Annotated in this window: 19 protein-coding genes; 13 read left to right on the top strand and 6 right to left on the bottom strand. The window is 70.8% G+C overall.

Going from position 1 to position 16,160, the window contains the following annotated elements:
* Positions 1-4 precede the first annotated feature (4 nt).
* The gene (gene lpdA, locus ACSSS0_RS02570) at positions 5-1,402 is read left to right on the top strand and encodes a dihydrolipoyl dehydrogenase (protein WP_435985468.1); all 1,398 of its coding nucleotides are present in this window, start codon (positions 5-7) and stop codon (positions 1,400-1,402) included.
* Positions 1,403-1,645: 243 nt separating this feature from the next.
* Here lpdA and ACSSS0_RS02565 read toward each other — a convergent pair whose 3' ends face one another.
* On the bottom strand, positions 1,646-1,801 hold the full coding sequence (locus tag ACSSS0_RS02565) for a DUF6131 family protein (protein ID WP_196805932.1): 156 nt from the start codon (positions 1,799-1,801) through the stop codon (positions 1,646-1,648).
* A gap of 294 nt (positions 1,802-2,095) precedes the next feature.
* On the opposite strand from ACSSS0_RS02565, the gene rpsO reads away from it, so the two are divergent.
* Together rpsO and ACSSS0_RS02555 are read left to right on the top strand one after the other, a co-directional pair.
* A complete protein-coding gene (rpsO, locus tag ACSSS0_RS02560) occupies positions 2,096-2,365 on the top strand; it encodes a 30S ribosomal protein S15 (protein WP_020142650.1) in 270 nt (89 codons plus the stop codon).
* 170 nt (positions 2,366-2,535) lie between these two features.
* Positions 2,536-4,779: a polyribonucleotide nucleotidyltransferase gene (locus ACSSS0_RS02555; RefSeq protein ID WP_487229945.1), complete on the top strand. Its 2,244-nt coding sequence runs from the start codon at positions 2,536-2,538 to the stop codon at positions 4,777-4,779.
* A gap of 98 nt (positions 4,780-4,877) precedes the next feature.
* Here the strand turns inward: ACSSS0_RS02555 and ACSSS0_RS02550 are convergent, their stop codons facing one another.
* Positions 4,878-6,485: an FG-GAP-like repeat-containing protein gene (locus tag ACSSS0_RS02550; protein ID WP_487229944.1), complete on the bottom strand. Its 1,608-nt coding sequence runs from the start codon at positions 6,483-6,485 to the stop codon at positions 4,878-4,880.
* 127 nt (positions 6,486-6,612) lie between these two features.
* On the opposite strand from ACSSS0_RS02550, the gene dapB reads away from it, so the two are divergent.
* The gene (gene dapB, locus ACSSS0_RS02545; RefSeq protein ID WP_487229943.1) at positions 6,613-7,401 is read left to right on the top strand and encodes a 4-hydroxy-tetrahydrodipicolinate reductase; all 789 of its coding nucleotides are present in this window, start codon (positions 6,613-6,615) and stop codon (positions 7,399-7,401) included.
* Positions 7,402-7,427: 26 nt separating this feature from the next.
* A complete protein-coding gene (gene trhO / locus ACSSS0_RS02540; protein ID WP_487229942.1) occupies positions 7,428-8,291 on the top strand; it encodes an oxygen-dependent tRNA uridine(34) hydroxylase TrhO in 864 nt (287 codons plus the stop codon).
* Positions 8,292-8,401: 110 nt separating this feature from the next.
* On the opposite strand, the gene ACSSS0_RS02535 is transcribed toward trhO, so the two are convergent.
* Genes ACSSS0_RS02535 through ACSSS0_RS02520 form a run of 4 tightly spaced genes read right to left on the bottom strand, consistent with a single transcriptional unit; the run spans position 8,402 to position 10,418 of the window.
* On the bottom strand, positions 8,402-8,740 hold the full coding sequence (locus ACSSS0_RS02535) for an MmcQ/YjbR family DNA-binding protein (protein WP_435985474.1): 339 nt from the start codon (positions 8,738-8,740) through the stop codon (positions 8,402-8,404).
* 21 nt (positions 8,741-8,761) lie between these two features.
* A complete protein-coding gene (locus tag ACSSS0_RS02530) occupies positions 8,762-9,076 on the bottom strand; it encodes an AzlD domain-containing protein (RefSeq protein ID WP_487229941.1) in 315 nt (104 codons plus the stop codon).
* Positions 9,073-9,762, bottom strand: a complete 690-nt coding sequence (locus tag ACSSS0_RS02525) for an AzlC family ABC transporter permease (protein WP_487229940.1) — start codon at positions 9,760-9,762, stop codon at positions 9,073-9,075. Before ACSSS0_RS02525 ends, ACSSS0_RS02530 begins: the two co-directional genes overlap by 4 nt.
* Positions 9,759-10,418, bottom strand: a complete 660-nt coding sequence (locus ACSSS0_RS02520; RefSeq protein ID WP_487229939.1) for a GNAT family N-acetyltransferase — start codon at positions 10,416-10,418, stop codon at positions 9,759-9,761. Before ACSSS0_RS02520 ends, ACSSS0_RS02525 begins: the two co-directional genes overlap by 4 nt.
* Before the next feature lie 92 nt (positions 10,419-10,510).
* Between ACSSS0_RS02520 and paaA the strand changes: the two genes are divergently transcribed.
* The 8 genes from paaA to ACSSS0_RS02480 all read left to right on the top strand — a co-directional run bounded on the left by paaA (position 10,511) and on the right by ACSSS0_RS02480 (position 16,046).
* Complete coding sequence (gene paaA / locus ACSSS0_RS02515) at positions 10,511-11,563, top strand: 1,2-phenylacetyl-CoA epoxidase subunit PaaA (RefSeq protein WP_435985478.1); 1,053 nt, start codon at positions 10,511-10,513, stop codon at positions 11,561-11,563.
* Entirely contained in the window at positions 11,560-11,901 is a 342-nt protein-coding gene (gene paaB, locus ACSSS0_RS02510) for a 1,2-phenylacetyl-CoA epoxidase subunit PaaB (protein ID WP_487229938.1), read from the top strand. Before paaA ends, paaB begins: the two co-directional genes overlap by 4 nt.
* Positions 11,898-12,797 carry a 1,2-phenylacetyl-CoA epoxidase subunit PaaC gene (gene paaC / locus ACSSS0_RS02505; protein WP_487229937.1) on the top strand — a complete coding sequence of 300 codons (900 nt, stop codon included), beginning with the start codon at positions 11,898-11,900 and terminating at the stop codon, positions 12,795-12,797. Before paaB ends, paaC begins: the two co-directional genes overlap by 4 nt.
* Before the next feature lie 5 nt (positions 12,798-12,802).
* Positions 12,803-13,303 (top strand): 1,2-phenylacetyl-CoA epoxidase subunit PaaD, encoded by a 501-nt coding sequence (paaD, locus tag ACSSS0_RS02500; protein ID WP_487229936.1) that lies wholly within the window; start codon positions 12,803-12,805, stop codon positions 13,301-13,303.
* Complete coding sequence (paaE, locus tag ACSSS0_RS02495; RefSeq protein ID WP_487229935.1) at positions 13,304-14,428, top strand: 1,2-phenylacetyl-CoA epoxidase subunit PaaE; 1,125 nt, start codon at positions 13,304-13,306, stop codon at positions 14,426-14,428.
* 82 nt (positions 14,429-14,510) lie between these two features.
* Positions 14,511-14,690 carry a hypothetical protein gene (locus ACSSS0_RS02490; RefSeq protein WP_487229934.1) on the top strand — a complete coding sequence of 60 codons (180 nt, stop codon included), beginning with the start codon at positions 14,511-14,513 and terminating at the stop codon, positions 14,688-14,690.
* A 35-nt stretch (positions 14,691-14,725) separates the two neighbouring features.
* Entirely contained in the window at positions 14,726-15,541 is an 816-nt protein-coding gene (locus ACSSS0_RS02485; protein WP_487229933.1) for a thymidylate synthase, read from the top strand.
* A gap of 25 nt (positions 15,542-15,566) precedes the next feature.
* Entirely contained in the window at positions 15,567-16,046 is a 480-nt protein-coding gene (locus tag ACSSS0_RS02480) for a dihydrofolate reductase (protein WP_487229932.1), read from the top strand.
* Positions 16,047-16,160 lie beyond the last annotated feature (114 nt).

Here is a 16,160-nt window from a genome sequence, read left to right as displayed (position 1 = left end):
GGCCATGGCTGATTTCGATGTCGTTGTGCTCGGTGCCGGTCCTGGTGGCTACGTCGCGGCGATCCGCGCGTCGCAGCTCGGCAAGAAGGTCGCCGTCGTGGAGAAGCAGTACTGGGGCGGCGTCTGCCTCAACGTCGGCTGCATCCCGAGCAAGGCCCTGCTCAAGAACGCCGAGCTCGCGCACACCCTGACGCACGAGAAGAAGAAGTACGGCATCGAGGGCGACGCCACGATGAGCTTCGGCCCGACGCACGCCCGCAGTCGCTCCGTGTCGGCCGGCATCGTCAAGGGCGTCCACTTCCTCATGAAGAAGAACAAGATCGAGGAGATCGACGGCTGGGGCACCCTGACGTCGGCGTCCTCGATGGACGTGGCGCTCAACGACGGCTCGTCGCGCTCGATCACCTTCGACAACCTCATCCTCGCGACCGGCTCCGTGACGCGGATGATCCCGGGTGTCGAGGTCAGCAAGAACGTCGTGACCTACGAGGAGCAGATCCTCGACCCCGAGCTGCCCGGCTCGATCATCATCGCCGGCTCCGGCGCCATCGGCGTGGAGTTCGCCTACGTCATGAAGAACTTCGGCGTCGACGTGACGATCGTCGAGTTCCTCGACCGCATGGTGCCCACCGAGGACGCCGACGTGTCCAAGGAGCTGCTCAAGCACTACAAGAAGCTCGGCGTGAAGGTCATGCTCGGCACCAAGGTCGAGTCCGTCGAGGACACCGGCTCCGGCGTCAAGGTCACGGTCAGCCCCGCCGCCGGCGGCGACCAGCAGGTGCTCGAGGCCGACCGTCTCCTGTCGGCCATCGGCTTCGCGCCGCGTACCGAGGGCTTCGGCCTCGAGGCCACCGGCGTCGAGCTCACCGAGCGCGGCGCCATCGCCATCGACGAGTACGGCCGCACCAACGTCCCCAACGTCTACGCCATCGGTGACGTCACCGCGAAGCTCATGCTCGCCCACGTCGCCGAGGCCATGGGCATCGTCGCCGCCGAGACGATCGCCGGCGTCGAGACGATGGCGATCGACTTCGCCTTCATCCCGCGGGCGACGTACTGCCAGCCGCAGATCGGCTCGATGGGTCTGTCGGAGGCACAGGCCAGGGAGGCCGGCCACGACGTCAAGACGGCAACGTTCCCCTTCTCGGCCAACGGCAAGGCGATGGGCCTCGGCGAGCCCGTCGGCTTCGTCAAGGTCATCGCCGACGCCGAGCACAACGAGATCCTCGGCGCCGCGATGATCGGGCCCGACGTCACCGAGCTGCTCCCCGTCCTCAACCTCGCGCAGACGTGGGACCTCACGGCCGACGAGGTGTCGCGCACCGTCTTCGCGCACCCGACGCTCGGCGAGGCCGTCAAGGAGGCCGTGCACGGCATCGCCGGCCACATGATCAACTTCTGAGCCCCTCACGGACAGGCGTGCGTATGCCGTCCGGCCGGCTCACGAGGGCACTCCCGATCGTCGGGGGGGCCCTCCGCCTGCGGACGTCCTGAACGCCCGGGGCACGCGTGGGTCGTGGGCGCGGGGTCGGCCACACGGCATACGACCCCGGCCACACGGCGTACGACCGCTGCCGGCCGGGGACGCAAGACGCCCCCGCGGAAGTCCGCGGGGGCGTCTGGTTCCTGCTGGTGGTGCGACCGATCAGTACCAGTGCTTCCGGCCACCGATGGCGCGTCCCGACGCGCCGAGGATGAAGAGCACCGCGCCCACGACGACGAGAATGATGCCGATCGTGGTCAGGATGCTGATCTTGGCGAAGATGCCAATGAGCAGCAGGATGAGTCCGAGAACGATCATGGTGTCGCTTGTCTCCTTCAAGAGGGTTTCCCCGAGCAACCTCTGTCGTACCCATGCTCCGGGCCGGGCCAAACACGCCCGCGGTCACGAAACGGTCACGGCCGCCGACGTGTCCTCGTAGCCGCCCCGAAGCCCCCGTGAAGCCCTCGTGACGCACCCCGAAGGCCCGATTAGGGCGGCACGTACCCCGCTGTTACGCTTGGAGACGCCGTCGAACGGCCGCGGATTCGATAGCGCCCAGGTGGACATGCCCTGGAGCACCGCGCAACGAGATGAGAAGGAGTCGGTTCATCCATGCCTTTGGACGCTGACGTGAAGAAGCAGATCATGACCGAGTACGCCACGGTCGAGGGCGACACCGGCTCTCCCGAGGTCCAGATCGCGATGCTGACGCAGCGCATCAAGGACCTGACCGAGCACGCTCGGGCCCACAAGCACGACCACCACAGCCGTCGTGGTCTCCTCCTGCTGGTCGGCCGCCGCAAGCGCATGCTGCGCTACCTCGAGGCGACCGACATCGAGCGCTACCGTTCGCTGATCAAGCGACTCGGCCTGCGTCGATGAGTTCGTGACGAAAGGCGGTCACCGCGTTCCGCGGAGACCGCCTTTCGTCGTAGGTGCAGGCGGGCGACGCCCGTCGTCCGCCGCACCAGGGCCACCCGGCCCGAAGAAGGAAACCACGCACACAACGACGATGTGCGCGGGCACATGAGAAAAAGAAAGCGAGGGCCCACATGGAGGGTCCAGACATCACCTTCGCCGAGGCCGTCATCGACAACGGCAGCTTCGGCACCCGCACGGTCCGGTTCGAGACCGGCCGCCTGGCACGTCAGGCCGGCGGCGCCGTCACGGCGTACCTCGACGACGACACGATGCTCCTGTCGACGACGTCCGCGGGCAAGTCCCCGAAGGACCAGTTCGACTTCTTCCCGCTGACGGTCGACGTCGAAGAGCGCATGTACGCCATCGGCAAGATCCCCGGCAGCTTCTTCCGTCGTGAGGGTCGCCCGTCGACCGAGGCCATCCTCACCTGCCGCCTCATCGACCGCCCGCTGCGCCCGACCTTCAAGAAGGGTCTGCGCAACGAGGTCCAGGTCATCATCTCGGTGTTCTCGCTGAACCCCGACCACCAGTACGACGTGCTCGCCATCAACGCGGCCAGCGCGTCGACGCAGATCTCCGGCCTCCCGTTCTCGGGCCCCATCGGTGGCGTGCGCGTCTCGCTCATCGACGGCCAGTGGGTCGCCTTCCCGAACTTCTCCGACATCGAGCGCTCGGTCTTCGACATGGTCGTCGCCGGTCGTGTCGTCGGTGACGACGTCGCGATCATGATGGTCGAGGCCGAGTCCACCGAGTCGACCTGGGACCTCGTGAAGAACGAGGGCAAGCAGGCTCCGACCGAGGAGGTCGTGGCCGAGGGCCTCGAGGCCTCCAAGAAGTTCATCAAGCAGCTGTGCGATGCCCAGGCCCAGCTCGCTGCCGAGGCCGCCAAGCCGGTCCAGGACTTCCCGATCTTCCTCGACTACGAGGACGACGTGTACGCCGCCGTCGAGTCCGCCGTCGAGGCCGACACGACCGCTGCCCTCACGATCGCGGGCAAGCAGGAGCGTGAGGAGCGCCTCGACGAGATCAAGGCCGCCGTCAAGGCGCAGCTCGCCGAGCAGTTCGAGGGGCGTGACAAGGAGGTCTCGGCCGCCTTCCGCTCCGTGCAGAAGAAGCTGATCCGCCAGCGCATCCTGCGCGACAAGGTCCGCATCGACGGTCGTGGCCTCGCCGACATCCGCGCCCTGGGCGCCGAGGTCGAGGTCCTGCCGCGCGTGCACGGCTCAGCGATCTTCGAGCGTGGCGAGACCCAGATCATGGGTGTCACGACGCTCAACATGCTCAAGATGGAGCAGCAGCTAGACACGCTGAGCCCCGTCACGCGCAAGCGCTACATGCACAACTACAACTTCCCGCCCTACAGCACCGGTGAGACCGGCCGCGTCGGTTCGCCGAAGCGCCGCGAGATCGGTCACGGCGCCCTGGCCGAGCGTGCGCTCATGCCGGTCCTGCCGACGCGCGAGGAGTTCCCGTACGCCATCCGTCAGGTGTCCGAGGCCCTCGGCTCCAACGGCTCGACGTCCATGGGCTCGGTCTGTGCCTCGACCCTGTCGCTGCTCAACGCCGGTGTGCCGCTGCGCGCCCCGGTCGCCGGCATCGCGATGGGCCTCGTGTCCGACACCGTCGACGGTGAGACGCAGTACGCCGCCCTCACCGACATCCTCGGAGCCGAGGACGCCTTCGGCGACATGGACTTCAAGGTCGCCGGCACCAAGGAGTTCGTCACGGCCATCCAGCTCGACACGAAGCTCGACGGCATCCCCGCGTCGGTCCTCGCCGGCGCGCTGACCCAGGCCCGCGACGCGCGTCTGCACATCCTCGACGTCATGGCCGAGGCCATCGACGTGCCCGACGAGATGAGCCCGTACGCCCCGCGCATCATCACGGTGAAGGTCCCCGTCGACAAGATCGGTGAGGTCATCGGCCCGAAGGGCAAGATGATCAACCAGATCCAGGACGACACGGGCGCCGACATCTCGATCGAGGACGACGGCACCGTGTTCATCGGTGCGGTCGACGGCCCCTCGGCCGAGGCGGCTCGCGCGGCGATCAACGCCATCGCGAACCCGACGATGCCCGAGGTCGGCGAGCGTTTCCTCGGCACCGTCGTCAAGACGACGACGTTCGGTGCGTTCGTCTCGCTGCTGCCCGGCAAGGACGGCCTGCTGCACATCTCCGAGGTGCGCAAGCTCGTCGGTGGCAAGCGGATCGACAGCGTCGACGACGTCGTCAAGATCGGCCAGAAGATCCAGGTGGAGCTCAAGGAGATCGACCCGCGCGGCAAGCTCAGCCTCGCTGCGGTCCTCGCCGAGGGCGACAACGGTGACTCCGCCGCCGAGGCCGACGCGCCGGCCACGGAGTCTGCTGACGCCTGACCCATCCGGTGCCGACGCGAGTCGGCCCCGGTCGACCCGTCCAGGTCACGAAGCGGCCCGTCACCCCTCAGGGGTGGCGGGCCGCCCCGTCGTCCGGGTCAGAAGATCGCGTTGACGATGTTCCAGCCGGTGCTGACGAGCACTCGCGGGCTCCAGCCGCCGGCGGCGGTCCGCGGGTAGAGCCACAGCCGGCCGCTCGAGTCGCGGGCCAGCACGTCGGGCACGCGGTCGCCGTTGAGGTCACCGGGGCTCATCAGCGCGGTCATGCCGTTCCAGCCGGTGCCGATCTGGACGCGGGTGCCCAGCGTGCTCGTGCTGGTCCCCGGCACGAGCCAGAGGATGCCGGTCGACGTCTCCCGGGCCAGCAGGTCGGGCCGCCCGTCGCCGGTGACGTCACCCGGCCCGACGAGGACGTTGTAGCGGTTCCACCCGGTGCCGAGGCTCGACCTGGGCTTCCAGCCGCCACTGCCCGTGCCGGGGTAGAGATAGAGCTCTCCGGTGGTGGCCCGGCGGGCCACGATGTCCATCCGACCGTCGCCGGTGAGGTCGCCGACGCCGACGATGGCGTTCATGACCTGCCAGCCAGTCCCGACGCGCACGCGGGGGAGGCGCCATCCGCCCGCGCCGTTGCCCTTGTACATCCACAGGTCGCCGGTCGACGTCTCGCGGGCGAGCACGTCCTGCGCGCCGTCGCCGCTCAGGTCGCCGGGCGTCTCGAGCGCGGACATGCCACCCCAGCCGGTGCCGATCTGGGCGCCGAGTGACAAACTCCCCGTGCCCGTGCCGGCGTAGAGCTTGAGGGCCGCGGTCGCGGTCCAGCGCGCCAGCACGTCGTTGTTCCAGTCGCCGTTGAAGTCAGCGGTCCCGCCCGAGAGGGACGCGGGTGCCACCGGGAGGCGGGTGAAGGCGTACGGGTCGCACGTGCGGTCGTAGTCCCACGTCGCGTCCCACCACTGGGACAGGTAGACCTTGCCGCCGGAGAAGCTCGGCTGGGTGCACTTGTCCAGCGCCTCGTTCGGGTAGTCGAGGGTGCCGGCCGTCGCCCACACGGGGACGCCGGGCAGCCACCAGGACCCCGTGATCGTCTGCCAGCCCGAGGCGTTGGAGTAGACGCCGTAGGAGTAGCCCGCGGCCCGCAGACCGCGCATGATCCCCTCGATGACGTAACGGTTCTCGAGGCGCTGCAGCGTCGTGGACGTGGGCCAGGGCTGCCGTCGCGGCGCCGTGTCGCGTGGCTCGACGTCGATCCAGACCATCCGCGGCGCCCAGCCGGGGACGTCGCGCACGGTCGCGATGGCATACATCGCCTCGGCGTAGCCGACGTTGCTGAGTCGACCTGCGCGCGTCGCGGTCGACCACGGTCCGCTGCCGCCGTAGGTCGTCAGCTGGGCGGCGGTCGGGTATCCCGCCATGGTGTAGGCGTGGGTCGGCTTGGCGTGGTCCGCGGCCCAGTCGGCCTGGGATGCGACACAGGGGTTCTCGGTGAAGGGCAGACCGTTGGTCAGGCCGATGACGAGGAACTGCGTGGACGTCGGCGGGAAGCTCGACGGGCACTGCGGCCACGAGAGGTCGTGCCCGAAGAGGACAGCCGCCTGGGCGCTGGGGGCGACGAGGAGACCGACGATCAGCCCGATGGCCGCGAGAGGAGCCAGGGCCAGGCGACGGAGCCGGCCCACGACGGTGGAGCTTCGCGGACGGACGGACATACGAACCACTTCCTCGGTCCCTTCCAGTGTGCGCCTCGCAGCCGACTCCCAGCAGGGAATCGTGAGGCACGAGTCCGTATGCCGTGTGCCTCGTCCCGAGGCCCTGTGGCCTCGTTAGGCTGGCCGCGTGAGCGACACGACACGCCAGCCGTCCCGCGACACCAGGGTCGCCGTCATCGGCGCGACCGGCCGGATGGGCTCGGAGGCGGTGCGCGCCGTCGAGTCCGCCTCCGGAATGACCCTCGTCGGTGCCTACGGGTCGGGTGACGACCTCGGTGACCTCGGTGGGGCCGAGGTCGCCATCGAGCTGACCGTCCCCGGAGCCTCGCCCGCCAACGTCGCCCACTGCGTCGAGCGCGGCGTCCACGTCGTCGTCGGCACGACCGGGTGGGACGACGCGCGACTCGAGACGCTCCGCGGCCAGCTCGCCGATGCGCCGCCGGCGTCCTCCGGTGCCGGGGTCGGCGTCCTCATCGCGCCGAACTTCGCCATCGGCGCGCTGCTCATGATGTCCTTCGCCGCCAAGGCCGCCCCCTTCTTCGAGTCCGTCGAGGTCATCGAGCTGCACCACCCGGCGAAGGTGGACGCGCCCTCCGGCACCGCCGCGCGCACCGCGGCGATGATCGGTCAGGCGCGGTCCGAGGCCGGCTGCGCGCCGGTGCCCGACGCGACGACCCACGACCCCGACGGTGCCCGCGGCGCCCGGGTGGACGGCATACCCGTGCACTCCGTGCGGCTGCGCGGTCTCACCGCCCACCAGGAGGTGCTGCTCGGCAACGCGGGGGAGATGCTGACGCTGCGGCACGACTCCTTCGACCGCGGCAGCTTCATGCCGGGCGTCATCGCCGCGGTGCGGGCCGTCGCCGACCACCCGGGCCTGACCGTCGGGCTCGAGCACTACCTCGGCCTCGACTGAGCCGCCGCGCACGCGACGAGACCGACATGGCCATCCCCAGGGTCGTCCTCTTCTACGCCTTCCGCCCGCTCGCCGACCCCGAGGCTCTCCGACTCTGGCAGCGCGACCTCTGCGAAGGACTCGGCCTCCGCGGGCGGATCCTGCTGTCGCGCCACGGGATCAACGCGACGGTCGGTGGCGACGTGACGGTGCTCAAGACGTACGTCCGCAAGACGAGGGAGTACGCGCCGTTCCGCGACATCGACGTGAAGTGGAGCGACGGCACCGGGCTGGACGCCGAGGGACGGAGCCTCGACTTCCCGCGGCTCGTCGTCAAGGCCCGCGAGGAGATCGTCTCGTTCGGGGTGCCCGACGAGGTCGTCGTCGACGAGCAGGGCATCGTCGGGGGCGGCGAGCGGCTGAGCCCCGACGAGCTGGACGCCCTCGTCGCCGAGCGTGGTGACGACGTCGTGCTCTTCGACGGGCGCAACGCCGTCGAGGCGCAGGTGGGCCGCTTCCGAGGTGCAGTCGTGCCGGACATCCGTCACACGAGCGACTTCGTCCGCGAGCTCGACGCCGGCCGGTGGGACGAGCTCAAGGGTCGGCCCGTCGTCACGTACTGCACGGGCGGGATCCGCTGCGAGGTGCTGACGAGCCTCATGCGCTCGCGGGGCTTCGAGGAGGTCTACCAGCTGGACGGCGGCATCGCGCGCTACGGCGAGCAGCGGGGCCACCGCGGGCTCTGGGAGGGCCACCTCTACGTCTTCGACGAACGGATGAGCGTGGGCTTCGGCGACGGAGCGGCCCACCTCGCGACGTGCCACGTCTGTGGCACCCCGACGAGCCGGATGCACAACCGCGAGGACCTGCCGGGTCGCCCGCTCCAGCCCGTCTGCGACGCCCACGCCTGAAGCGGGTCGCCCGGACACACCATCTCGGCCCGTACGGGGGTGGTCGTGCGGCGGGGACAGCGTCGGGCCCGAGTTCGTGTGTCGTGCGGGCCCGCCCCGGAAGGGTCGCCTCAGTCGTCGAGCAGGTCGGCGGGCGCTCGCATCCGCCACGCGTCGGTCACGAGCTCGTCGAGCCGGTCCGTGTCCACGTGCTCGAGCCGGACCATGACGAGCGGAGAGCCGTCGTAGGCGGGCGTCGTGAAGAAGAGGTCCGGCTCACCGAGCACGAGGGCCTGCTTCTCCGCCTCGTCGCCGACGTAGAGCACCGCGATGTCGGTGCGGATGACGCGCCGCTGTCCCGGGACGCGCTCGGGATAGGACCAGACGAAACCGTGCCCGCCGACCCGGAAGTCGAAGCCCGCACTGGCGATCTCCTCGACGCCGGGCAGCGCGAGGGCCAGTCTTCGCACGGCGTCCGCATCCGCCACCGTTCAGGCCCAGCCCAGGGCGCGCAGGGAGGCCGCGGTGGCAGCGCCCAGCACGACGACGACGATGAACGGCGCGCGCAGCAGGAGCGCGACGACGGCGACGAGCACGGCAGCCGCCCGCGCATCGAGGACGAACGATCCCCCGGGACCGGTGAACGCCTGTGTCGCGACGAGGGCGGCGAGCAGCGCGATCGGCAGGGCGGCCGTGATCCGGCGGACGCGTGGGGCGTCGAGCAGATGCGCCGGCACGAGATGACCGGTGAGCTTGAGGCCGAAGGCGATCGCGGCCGCGACGATGACCGCGGTCCACAAATTCACGGCTGCTCCCGCCTCGGGGTGCGCCACGCCAGGAGCGAGGCCGCGGCGGCCGCCACGACGGGTATGCCGGGCGGCATCGTCGGCGACAGCACGACCGCAACGACGGCGCCGACGACGGCGATCGCCACGGCGTCCCGGTTGCGCAGGCGCGGCCAGAGCAGGGCGGTGAACGCGGCGCACGCGGCAGCGTCCAGTCCGTAGGTGCGCGGGTCGCCGACGTGGCCGCCGACGAGGGTGCCGGCGAAGGTGCTGAGGTTCCACAGGACGAAGACGGTGACGCCCGTGAGCCAGAAGCCCATCCGCGACGTGCCCACCTCGTCCTGGGCGACGGCGACGGCGGTCGACTCGTCGATGGTCAGGTGTGCGGCCGCCACCCGCCGGGGGCCGCGGACGCCGAGGAGGTGTGTCAGCTCGAGGGCGTAGAGGCCGTTGCGGATGCCGAGCATCGAGGATGCCGCGATCGCTGCCGGTGCGGCGTGCAGGCCGTTGGCGATGATGCCGATGAACGCGAACTGCGACCCGCCGGTGAACATGAGCAGGGACAGCGCCATGGCCTGCCACGTGTCGAGTCCGGCCGCGACGGCGAGGGCGCCGAAGCTGATGCCGTAGGCACCGGTGGCGACACCCACCGACAGGCTCTGGCGCACGACGGCCCGTCGTGCCCCCGGGTCGACGGTCGCAGTCACGGGACCTCCGGGGCCCTGACGTCGGCGATGGGGGAGTCGGTGGTGCCGGACGTCTCGTCGGCGAGGGCTGCCGACAGGCGCACCTCGCGGGCCGTGTCACCGTCCGGCGACACGACGCGCTCGCGGTGAGCACCGTCGGCCACCATCCCGGCCGCCGTGAGGAAGCCGCGCGTGGCGTCGTCCGTGGCCAGCAGCCAGGCAGAGAGCTCGGAGCGGCCACGCGCACGTGCCGTGTCGACGACCGCGTGCAGCAGGCGCGAGCCGTGCCCCTGGCGCCGCGCGTCGGGGTGCACCCCGAGCACCCCGAGCTCGGCCGTGTCGGGGCTCGCGTCGGCGTCGTCCGACGCGCCCACCGCGGCGAAGCCGACGACCTGCTCTCCGGCGCAGGCCACGAGCAGCACGCCGTCCCCGGACTTCTCGCCCTCGAGCGTGGCGCGCCAGGCGTTCGCGAACGCCCTCGGCTCGAAGGTCGCGAGCACGTCGGGCGCGAGCACGGCGGCATACGCGTCCCGGAACACGACGGCCTGGACGAGGCCGACCGCGGGGGCGTCCGACGCGCGCGCGACCCGCACCGACGCGTCTGCGACCGGCCCCCGCTCGTGCTCGTGGTCGTGCTGGTCGTCGTGCTCGCGTGTGTTCGCGTCCTCGTGTGCCACCACGGCATCCTCTCAGGCGTGGACGCGCCGGCTGTCCACCCCGGCACACCCCGGCTTTGGACGCCCTCGGTCCCATCTCGCATACTGGACTCATGTATGGCAATGACGTCATCGACCCGAACGAACCGCTGAACGCGGCCGAGACCGCCGCCTACGACGCGGCGGCCGAGCACGACGACCAGCGGGACGGTCGGGACGCCGTCGGGGACGACTTCGACGCCCTCCTCGCGGCCGACCAGCGCATCGAGCCGCGCGACGCGATGCCGGACGACTACCGCGAGACGCTCATCCGCCAGATCGCCCAGCACGCGCACTCCGAGATCATCGGCATGCAGCCCGAGGGCAACTGGATCACGCGCGCCCCTTCCCTGCGCCGCAAGGCCATCCTCATCGCCAAGGTCCAGGACGAGGCCGGGCACGGGCTCTACCTCTACTCCGCGGCCGAGACGCTCGGCATCGACCGGCAGGAGCTGCTCGACCGGCTCCACGACGGCAAGCAGAAGTACTCCTCGATCTTCAACTACCCGACGCTGACGTGGGCCGACTGCGGCGCCATCGGCTGGCTCGTCGACGGTGCGGCGATCATGAACCAGGTGCCGCTCTGTCGGTGCTCCTACGGCCCGTACGCCCGCGCCATGATCCGCGTGTGCAAGGAGGAGTCCTTCCACCAGCGGCAGGGCTTCGAGATCCTCTGGAACCTCATGCGCGGTACCGAGGCGCAGCAGGCGATGGCCCAGGACGCCGCCGACCGCTGGTGGTGGCCCGCGCTCGCGATGTTCGGCCCGCCCGACACCGGCGAGGCCGCCAAGGGGGGCCACACCGAGCAGTCGATGGCGTGGGGCATCAAGCGGTTCAGCAACGACGACCTCCGCCAGAAGTTCGTCGACATGACCGTCCCGCAGGCCCAGAAGCTCGGCCTCACCCTGCCCGACCCCGACCTGCGCTGGAACGAGGAGCGCGGACACTGGGACTTCGGCGAGATCGACTGGGACGAGTTCTGGCAGGTCCTGCGCGGCGACGGCCCGTGCAACGCCGAGCGCATCGAGCACCGCCGCCGCGCCCACGACGAGGGCGCCTGGGTGCGGGAGGCCGCCAACGCGTACGCCGCCAAGCACACGACGACCGCTGAGGAGAGTGCCGCGTGAGCGGAGCCACCACCCCGACCACCGGTGCCGGGGCCCCGTCCGAGCCTGCCCGGGGGGAGCGCAGCTGGCCGCTCTGGGAGGTGTTCGTGCGCGGCAAGCGGGGCCTGTCGCACGTGCACGTCGGCTCGCTCCACGCGCCCGACGCCGAGCTCGCCCTGCGCAACGCCCGCGACGTCTACACCCGCCGGCAGGAGGGCGTCTCGATCTGGGTCGTCCGGGCCGACGACGTCACGGCGAGCAGCCCGTCCGAGAAGGACTCGTTCTTCGACCCCGCCGGCGACAAGATCTACCGGCACCCGACGTTCTACGACGTGCCCGAGGATGTCGAGTACCTGTGAGCGGCCAGACGACCGACACCGGCACGACCCCCGTCACCGAGCCCGTCACCGAGCCCGTTACCGACGCGGCGACGTCCGCCGCTGGGTCCGCCCGGCGTGAGCCCCTGCCCGGGGCCGCCGAGAACACCGGCGCCGACCCCGGCGCCAAGCCGTATGCCGCCTACCTCGTCGGGCTCGCCGACGACGCCATGGTCTACGCGCAGCGCCTCGGAGAGTGGATGACGAACGCCCCGCAGATCGAGGAGGACATGGCTCTCGGCAACGTCGCGCTCGACCTCCTCGGGCAGGCGCGCGGGCTCTACCCGTACATCGGCTCGATCGACGGCAGCGGTCGCGGCGAGGACGACTTCGCCATGCAGCGCGACGAGCGCGAGTGGCGCAACGTCCACCTCGTCGAGCAGGAGCGCGGTGACTTCGCCGACGAGATGGCCCGGCTGCTGTGGTTCTCGGCCTACCAGGTCGAGCTGCACACCGCCCTGACCGGCTCGGGCGACGACGTCGTGGCAGGCGTCGCGGGCAAGGCGCTCAAGGAGGTGCGCTACCACCTCGACCACGCCTCGCTCTGGGTCGTGCGCCTCGGTGACGGGACCGAGGAGTCCCACCGCCGCATGCAGGCGGCGCTCGAGCGCGTCCTGCCCCACCTCGCCGAGCTCTTCGACGACGACGAGGCCTCGGTGCTCGCGGCCGACCTCGGCGTCGGCGTCCTGCCCTCGACCCTGCACGACGCCGTCGTGGCCCGGGTCGCGCGCGTCGTCGAGCAGGGCACGCTGACGCTTCCCGACGGCTCGCGGTGGCGCTCACGCGGTGGCCGCGCCGGCATCCACTCGCGCCCCATGGGCTCGCTCCTCGCCGAGATGCAGCACATCGCGCGGTCCCACCCCGGCGCGACGTGGTGACCGCCGTGGTCGCGGAATCCGCTGTCGCAGAGGCGATCTCGCGCATCCCCGACCCGGAGGTGCCCGTGATCAGCATCGCCGACCTCGGCATCCTGCGGGCCGTCGACGTCGACGAGGAGGCGCACACGGTCGCCGTGACGATCACCCCGACCTACAGCGGGTGCCCGGCCATGGATGCCATCGCGTCACGCATCGTCTTCGAGGCCGGACGGCAGGGGTATGCCGCCGACGTCCGCACGCAGCTGTCGCCGGCCTGGACGACGGACTGGATGAGCGACGAAGGACGAGCGGCCCTGCTGCGCTTCGGGATCGCGCCCCCGGGCGCAGTCCCGGCGGGGGAGCCGCACGGCCCCGTGGCCGTGACCCTGAGCCGCCACGTGGTCGCCTGCCCGCGCTGCGGCTCCGTCGACACGACCGAGATCGCCCACTTCGGCTCGACCGCGTGCAAGGCCCTGCGCCGGTGCAACGCGTGCCTCGAGCCCTTCGACGAGTTCAAGGCCATCTGAATGACCGACGTCACCACCCCGAGCGCTCCCGCACGCCACCACCGGGCGCGTTTCCATCCCCTCACCGTGGCCGCCGTCGAGCGCCTCACCGACGACGCCGTGGCCGTCACCTTCACCGTGCCAGAGGAGCTCGTCGACGAGTTCGTCTTCGAGCCTGGCCAGCACCTGACGCTCCGCGCCGACATCCGCGGCGAGGACGTGCGCCAGTCCTACTCGATCTGCCAGTCACGCCGGGCCGACCCCGCCGGTCGCAGCCTCCGGGTCGCCGCCGCGCGCGTGCCCGAGGGCCGCATGTCGAACTGGCTCAACGACGGGATCTGGCCCGGCGTCGTCGTCGACGTCATGACCCCGCAGGGTTCCTTCACGTGCCCGACCCGACCGGACGGCATACGCCATCACGTCGCGATCGCGGCCGGCTCGGGCATCACGCCCGTCCTCTCGCTGCTGACCACGGCGCTGGAGGAGGAGCCCGGGTCGCGCGCGACGCTGCTCTTCGGCAACCGGCGCACGTCCTCGATCATGTTCCTCGAGGAGCTCGAGGACCTGAAGAACCGCTTCCCCGGGCGCTTCCACCTCGTCAACGTCCTGTCACGCGAGGCCCAGGACGTCGAGCTCTTCCACGGCCGGCTCGACACCGAGCGGCTCGAGGCGATCTTCGGCTCGCTGCTGCCGGTCGGTTCCGTCGACGAGTGGTACCTCTGCGGGCCGTTCGGCATGGTCACCGGCGCCGAGGCGCTGCTGACCGGGCGCGGCGTCGACCCGCGGCACATCCACCACGAGATCTTCCACGTCGACGACGGCACCGAGCCCAAGCGCAAGGTCGTCGTCGATGCCGCGGCGCCCCCCGAGGCCACGGTCACGGTCAACCTCGACGGGCGCACGACGGTCATCCCGATGCCGAGCCGCGAGGAGACCATCCTCGACGCGACGCTGCGGGCCCGGCCCGACGCGCCCTACTCGTGCACCGGCGGCGTGTGCGGCACCTGTCGCGCCCGCCTCGTGTCCGGCGAGGTGCGGATGGACCGCAACTACGCGCTCGAGCCCGAGGAGGTGGCGGCGGGCATCGTCCTCGCGTGCCAGAGCCACCCGGTGACCGACGAGGTCAGCCTCGACTACGACGCCTGAGCCCGCCGGTCGGGAGTTGCCGAATGTCCCGCAGGCGGCGGTCGACCGGCGCACACTGGGGTCGAAGGCGAGGCGGTGACAGATGAGCAACAACGCGGGCGCCGCGGGTGGGGGCGCGATCTACGGCCTGGGCATCTTCGGGGCCCTGGTCTACTTCTGGCAGCAGGCGGACCAGCTCTGGGAGTACCTGCTTGCCGTCTTCCAGGGTCTCTTCTGGCCGGCCTTCATGGTCTACGAGGTCTTCGCCGCGCTGGGAAGGTGAGCAGCGGCGTCGGACGTCGGTGTTAGGTTGCCGACGTGCGGCAGTACCTCGACCTCCTCGACCACGTCCTGACCCATGGCCAGGAGAAGTCCGACCGGACCGGCACGGGCACGCTCAGCGTGTTCGGCCACCAGATGCGCTTCGACCTCGCCGATGGCTTTCCGGCCATGACGACGAAGAAGCTGCACCTGCGCTCGATCATCGGCGAGCTGCTGTGGTTCCTGCGCGGCGACACCAACGTGCGCTGGCTCCAGGAGCGCGGGATCTCGATCTGGGACGAGTGGGCCGACCCCGCGACGGGCGACCTCGGCCCCATCTACGGCTACCAGTGGCGGTCCTGGCCCACGCCCGACGGTCGCCGCGTCGACCAGATCGCCAAGGTCATCGAGCAGATCCGCACCAACCCCGACAGCCGCCGCCTCATCGTCTCGGCCTGGAACGTCGCCGACGTCGACGACATGGCCCTGCCGCCGTGCCACACGATGTTCCAGTTCTACGTCTCGCCGCCCGGACCCGACGGCCGCCGACGCCTGTCGTGCCAGCTCTACCAGCGCAGCGCCGACATCTTCCTCGGCGTGCCGTTCAACATCGCGAGCTACGCCCTGCTGACGCAGATGGTCGCCCAGCTGACCGACCTCGAGCCGGGCGAGTTCGTGCACACCCTCGGCGACGCCCACCTCTACCTCAACCACCTCGACCAGGCCCGCCTCCAGCTGACCCGCACACCGCACGCACTGCCGACGATGCGCATCACGCCCGGCAAGACCGACATTGACGACTTCGACCTCGATGACTTCGAGCTCGTCGACTACGTCGCGGAGCCCGGCATCAAGGCCCCCATCGCCGTCTGAACCCGCGTCTGGGAGCCTTGGCGCCATGACCACCGCGCTGCCGAACGTGACGATGATCGCCGCCGTCGGGCGCAACGGCGTCATCGGCGACGGGCTGGCGATGCCGTGGCACCTGTCCGAGGACCTCAAGTTCTTCAAGCGCACGACGATGGGCCACCCGATGGTCATGGGGCGGCGCACCTTCGACTCGATGGGGGCGCTCCCGGGCCGGCGCAGCGTCGTCGTCACCCGCCAGCGCGACTGGAACGCGCCCGGCGTCGAGGTCGCGCACTCCCTCCCCGAGGCGCTCGCGCTCGTGGCTGACGCCGACCAGGTCTTCGTCGTCGGCGGGGGAGAGATCTACCGCGAGGCCATGCCGTATGCCGTCCGCCTCCTCGTGACGGAGGTCGACCAATCCCCGGAGGGCTCGGTCACCTTCCCGGTCATCGACCCGGCCGTCTGGACCGAGACCGCCCGCGACGAGCAGCCCGGCTTCGTCTGGGTCACCTACGAGCGGCGCGGCTGAGGCGGCACACGCCATCTCGGGGAAAAATGCCCGGATCGGGCTGTAACGCGACGGCGACCCCGCCGATATAGGGGGTGGCGAGGCACTACTCGGACCCCCGAGCGAGTAGTGCCT

This window comes from Terrabacter sp. R4-6 (assembly GCF_057529065.1).
The sequence above is the reverse complement of the archived record's forward strand: the minus strand, read 5'-3'. Positions and strand labels throughout refer to the sequence as shown.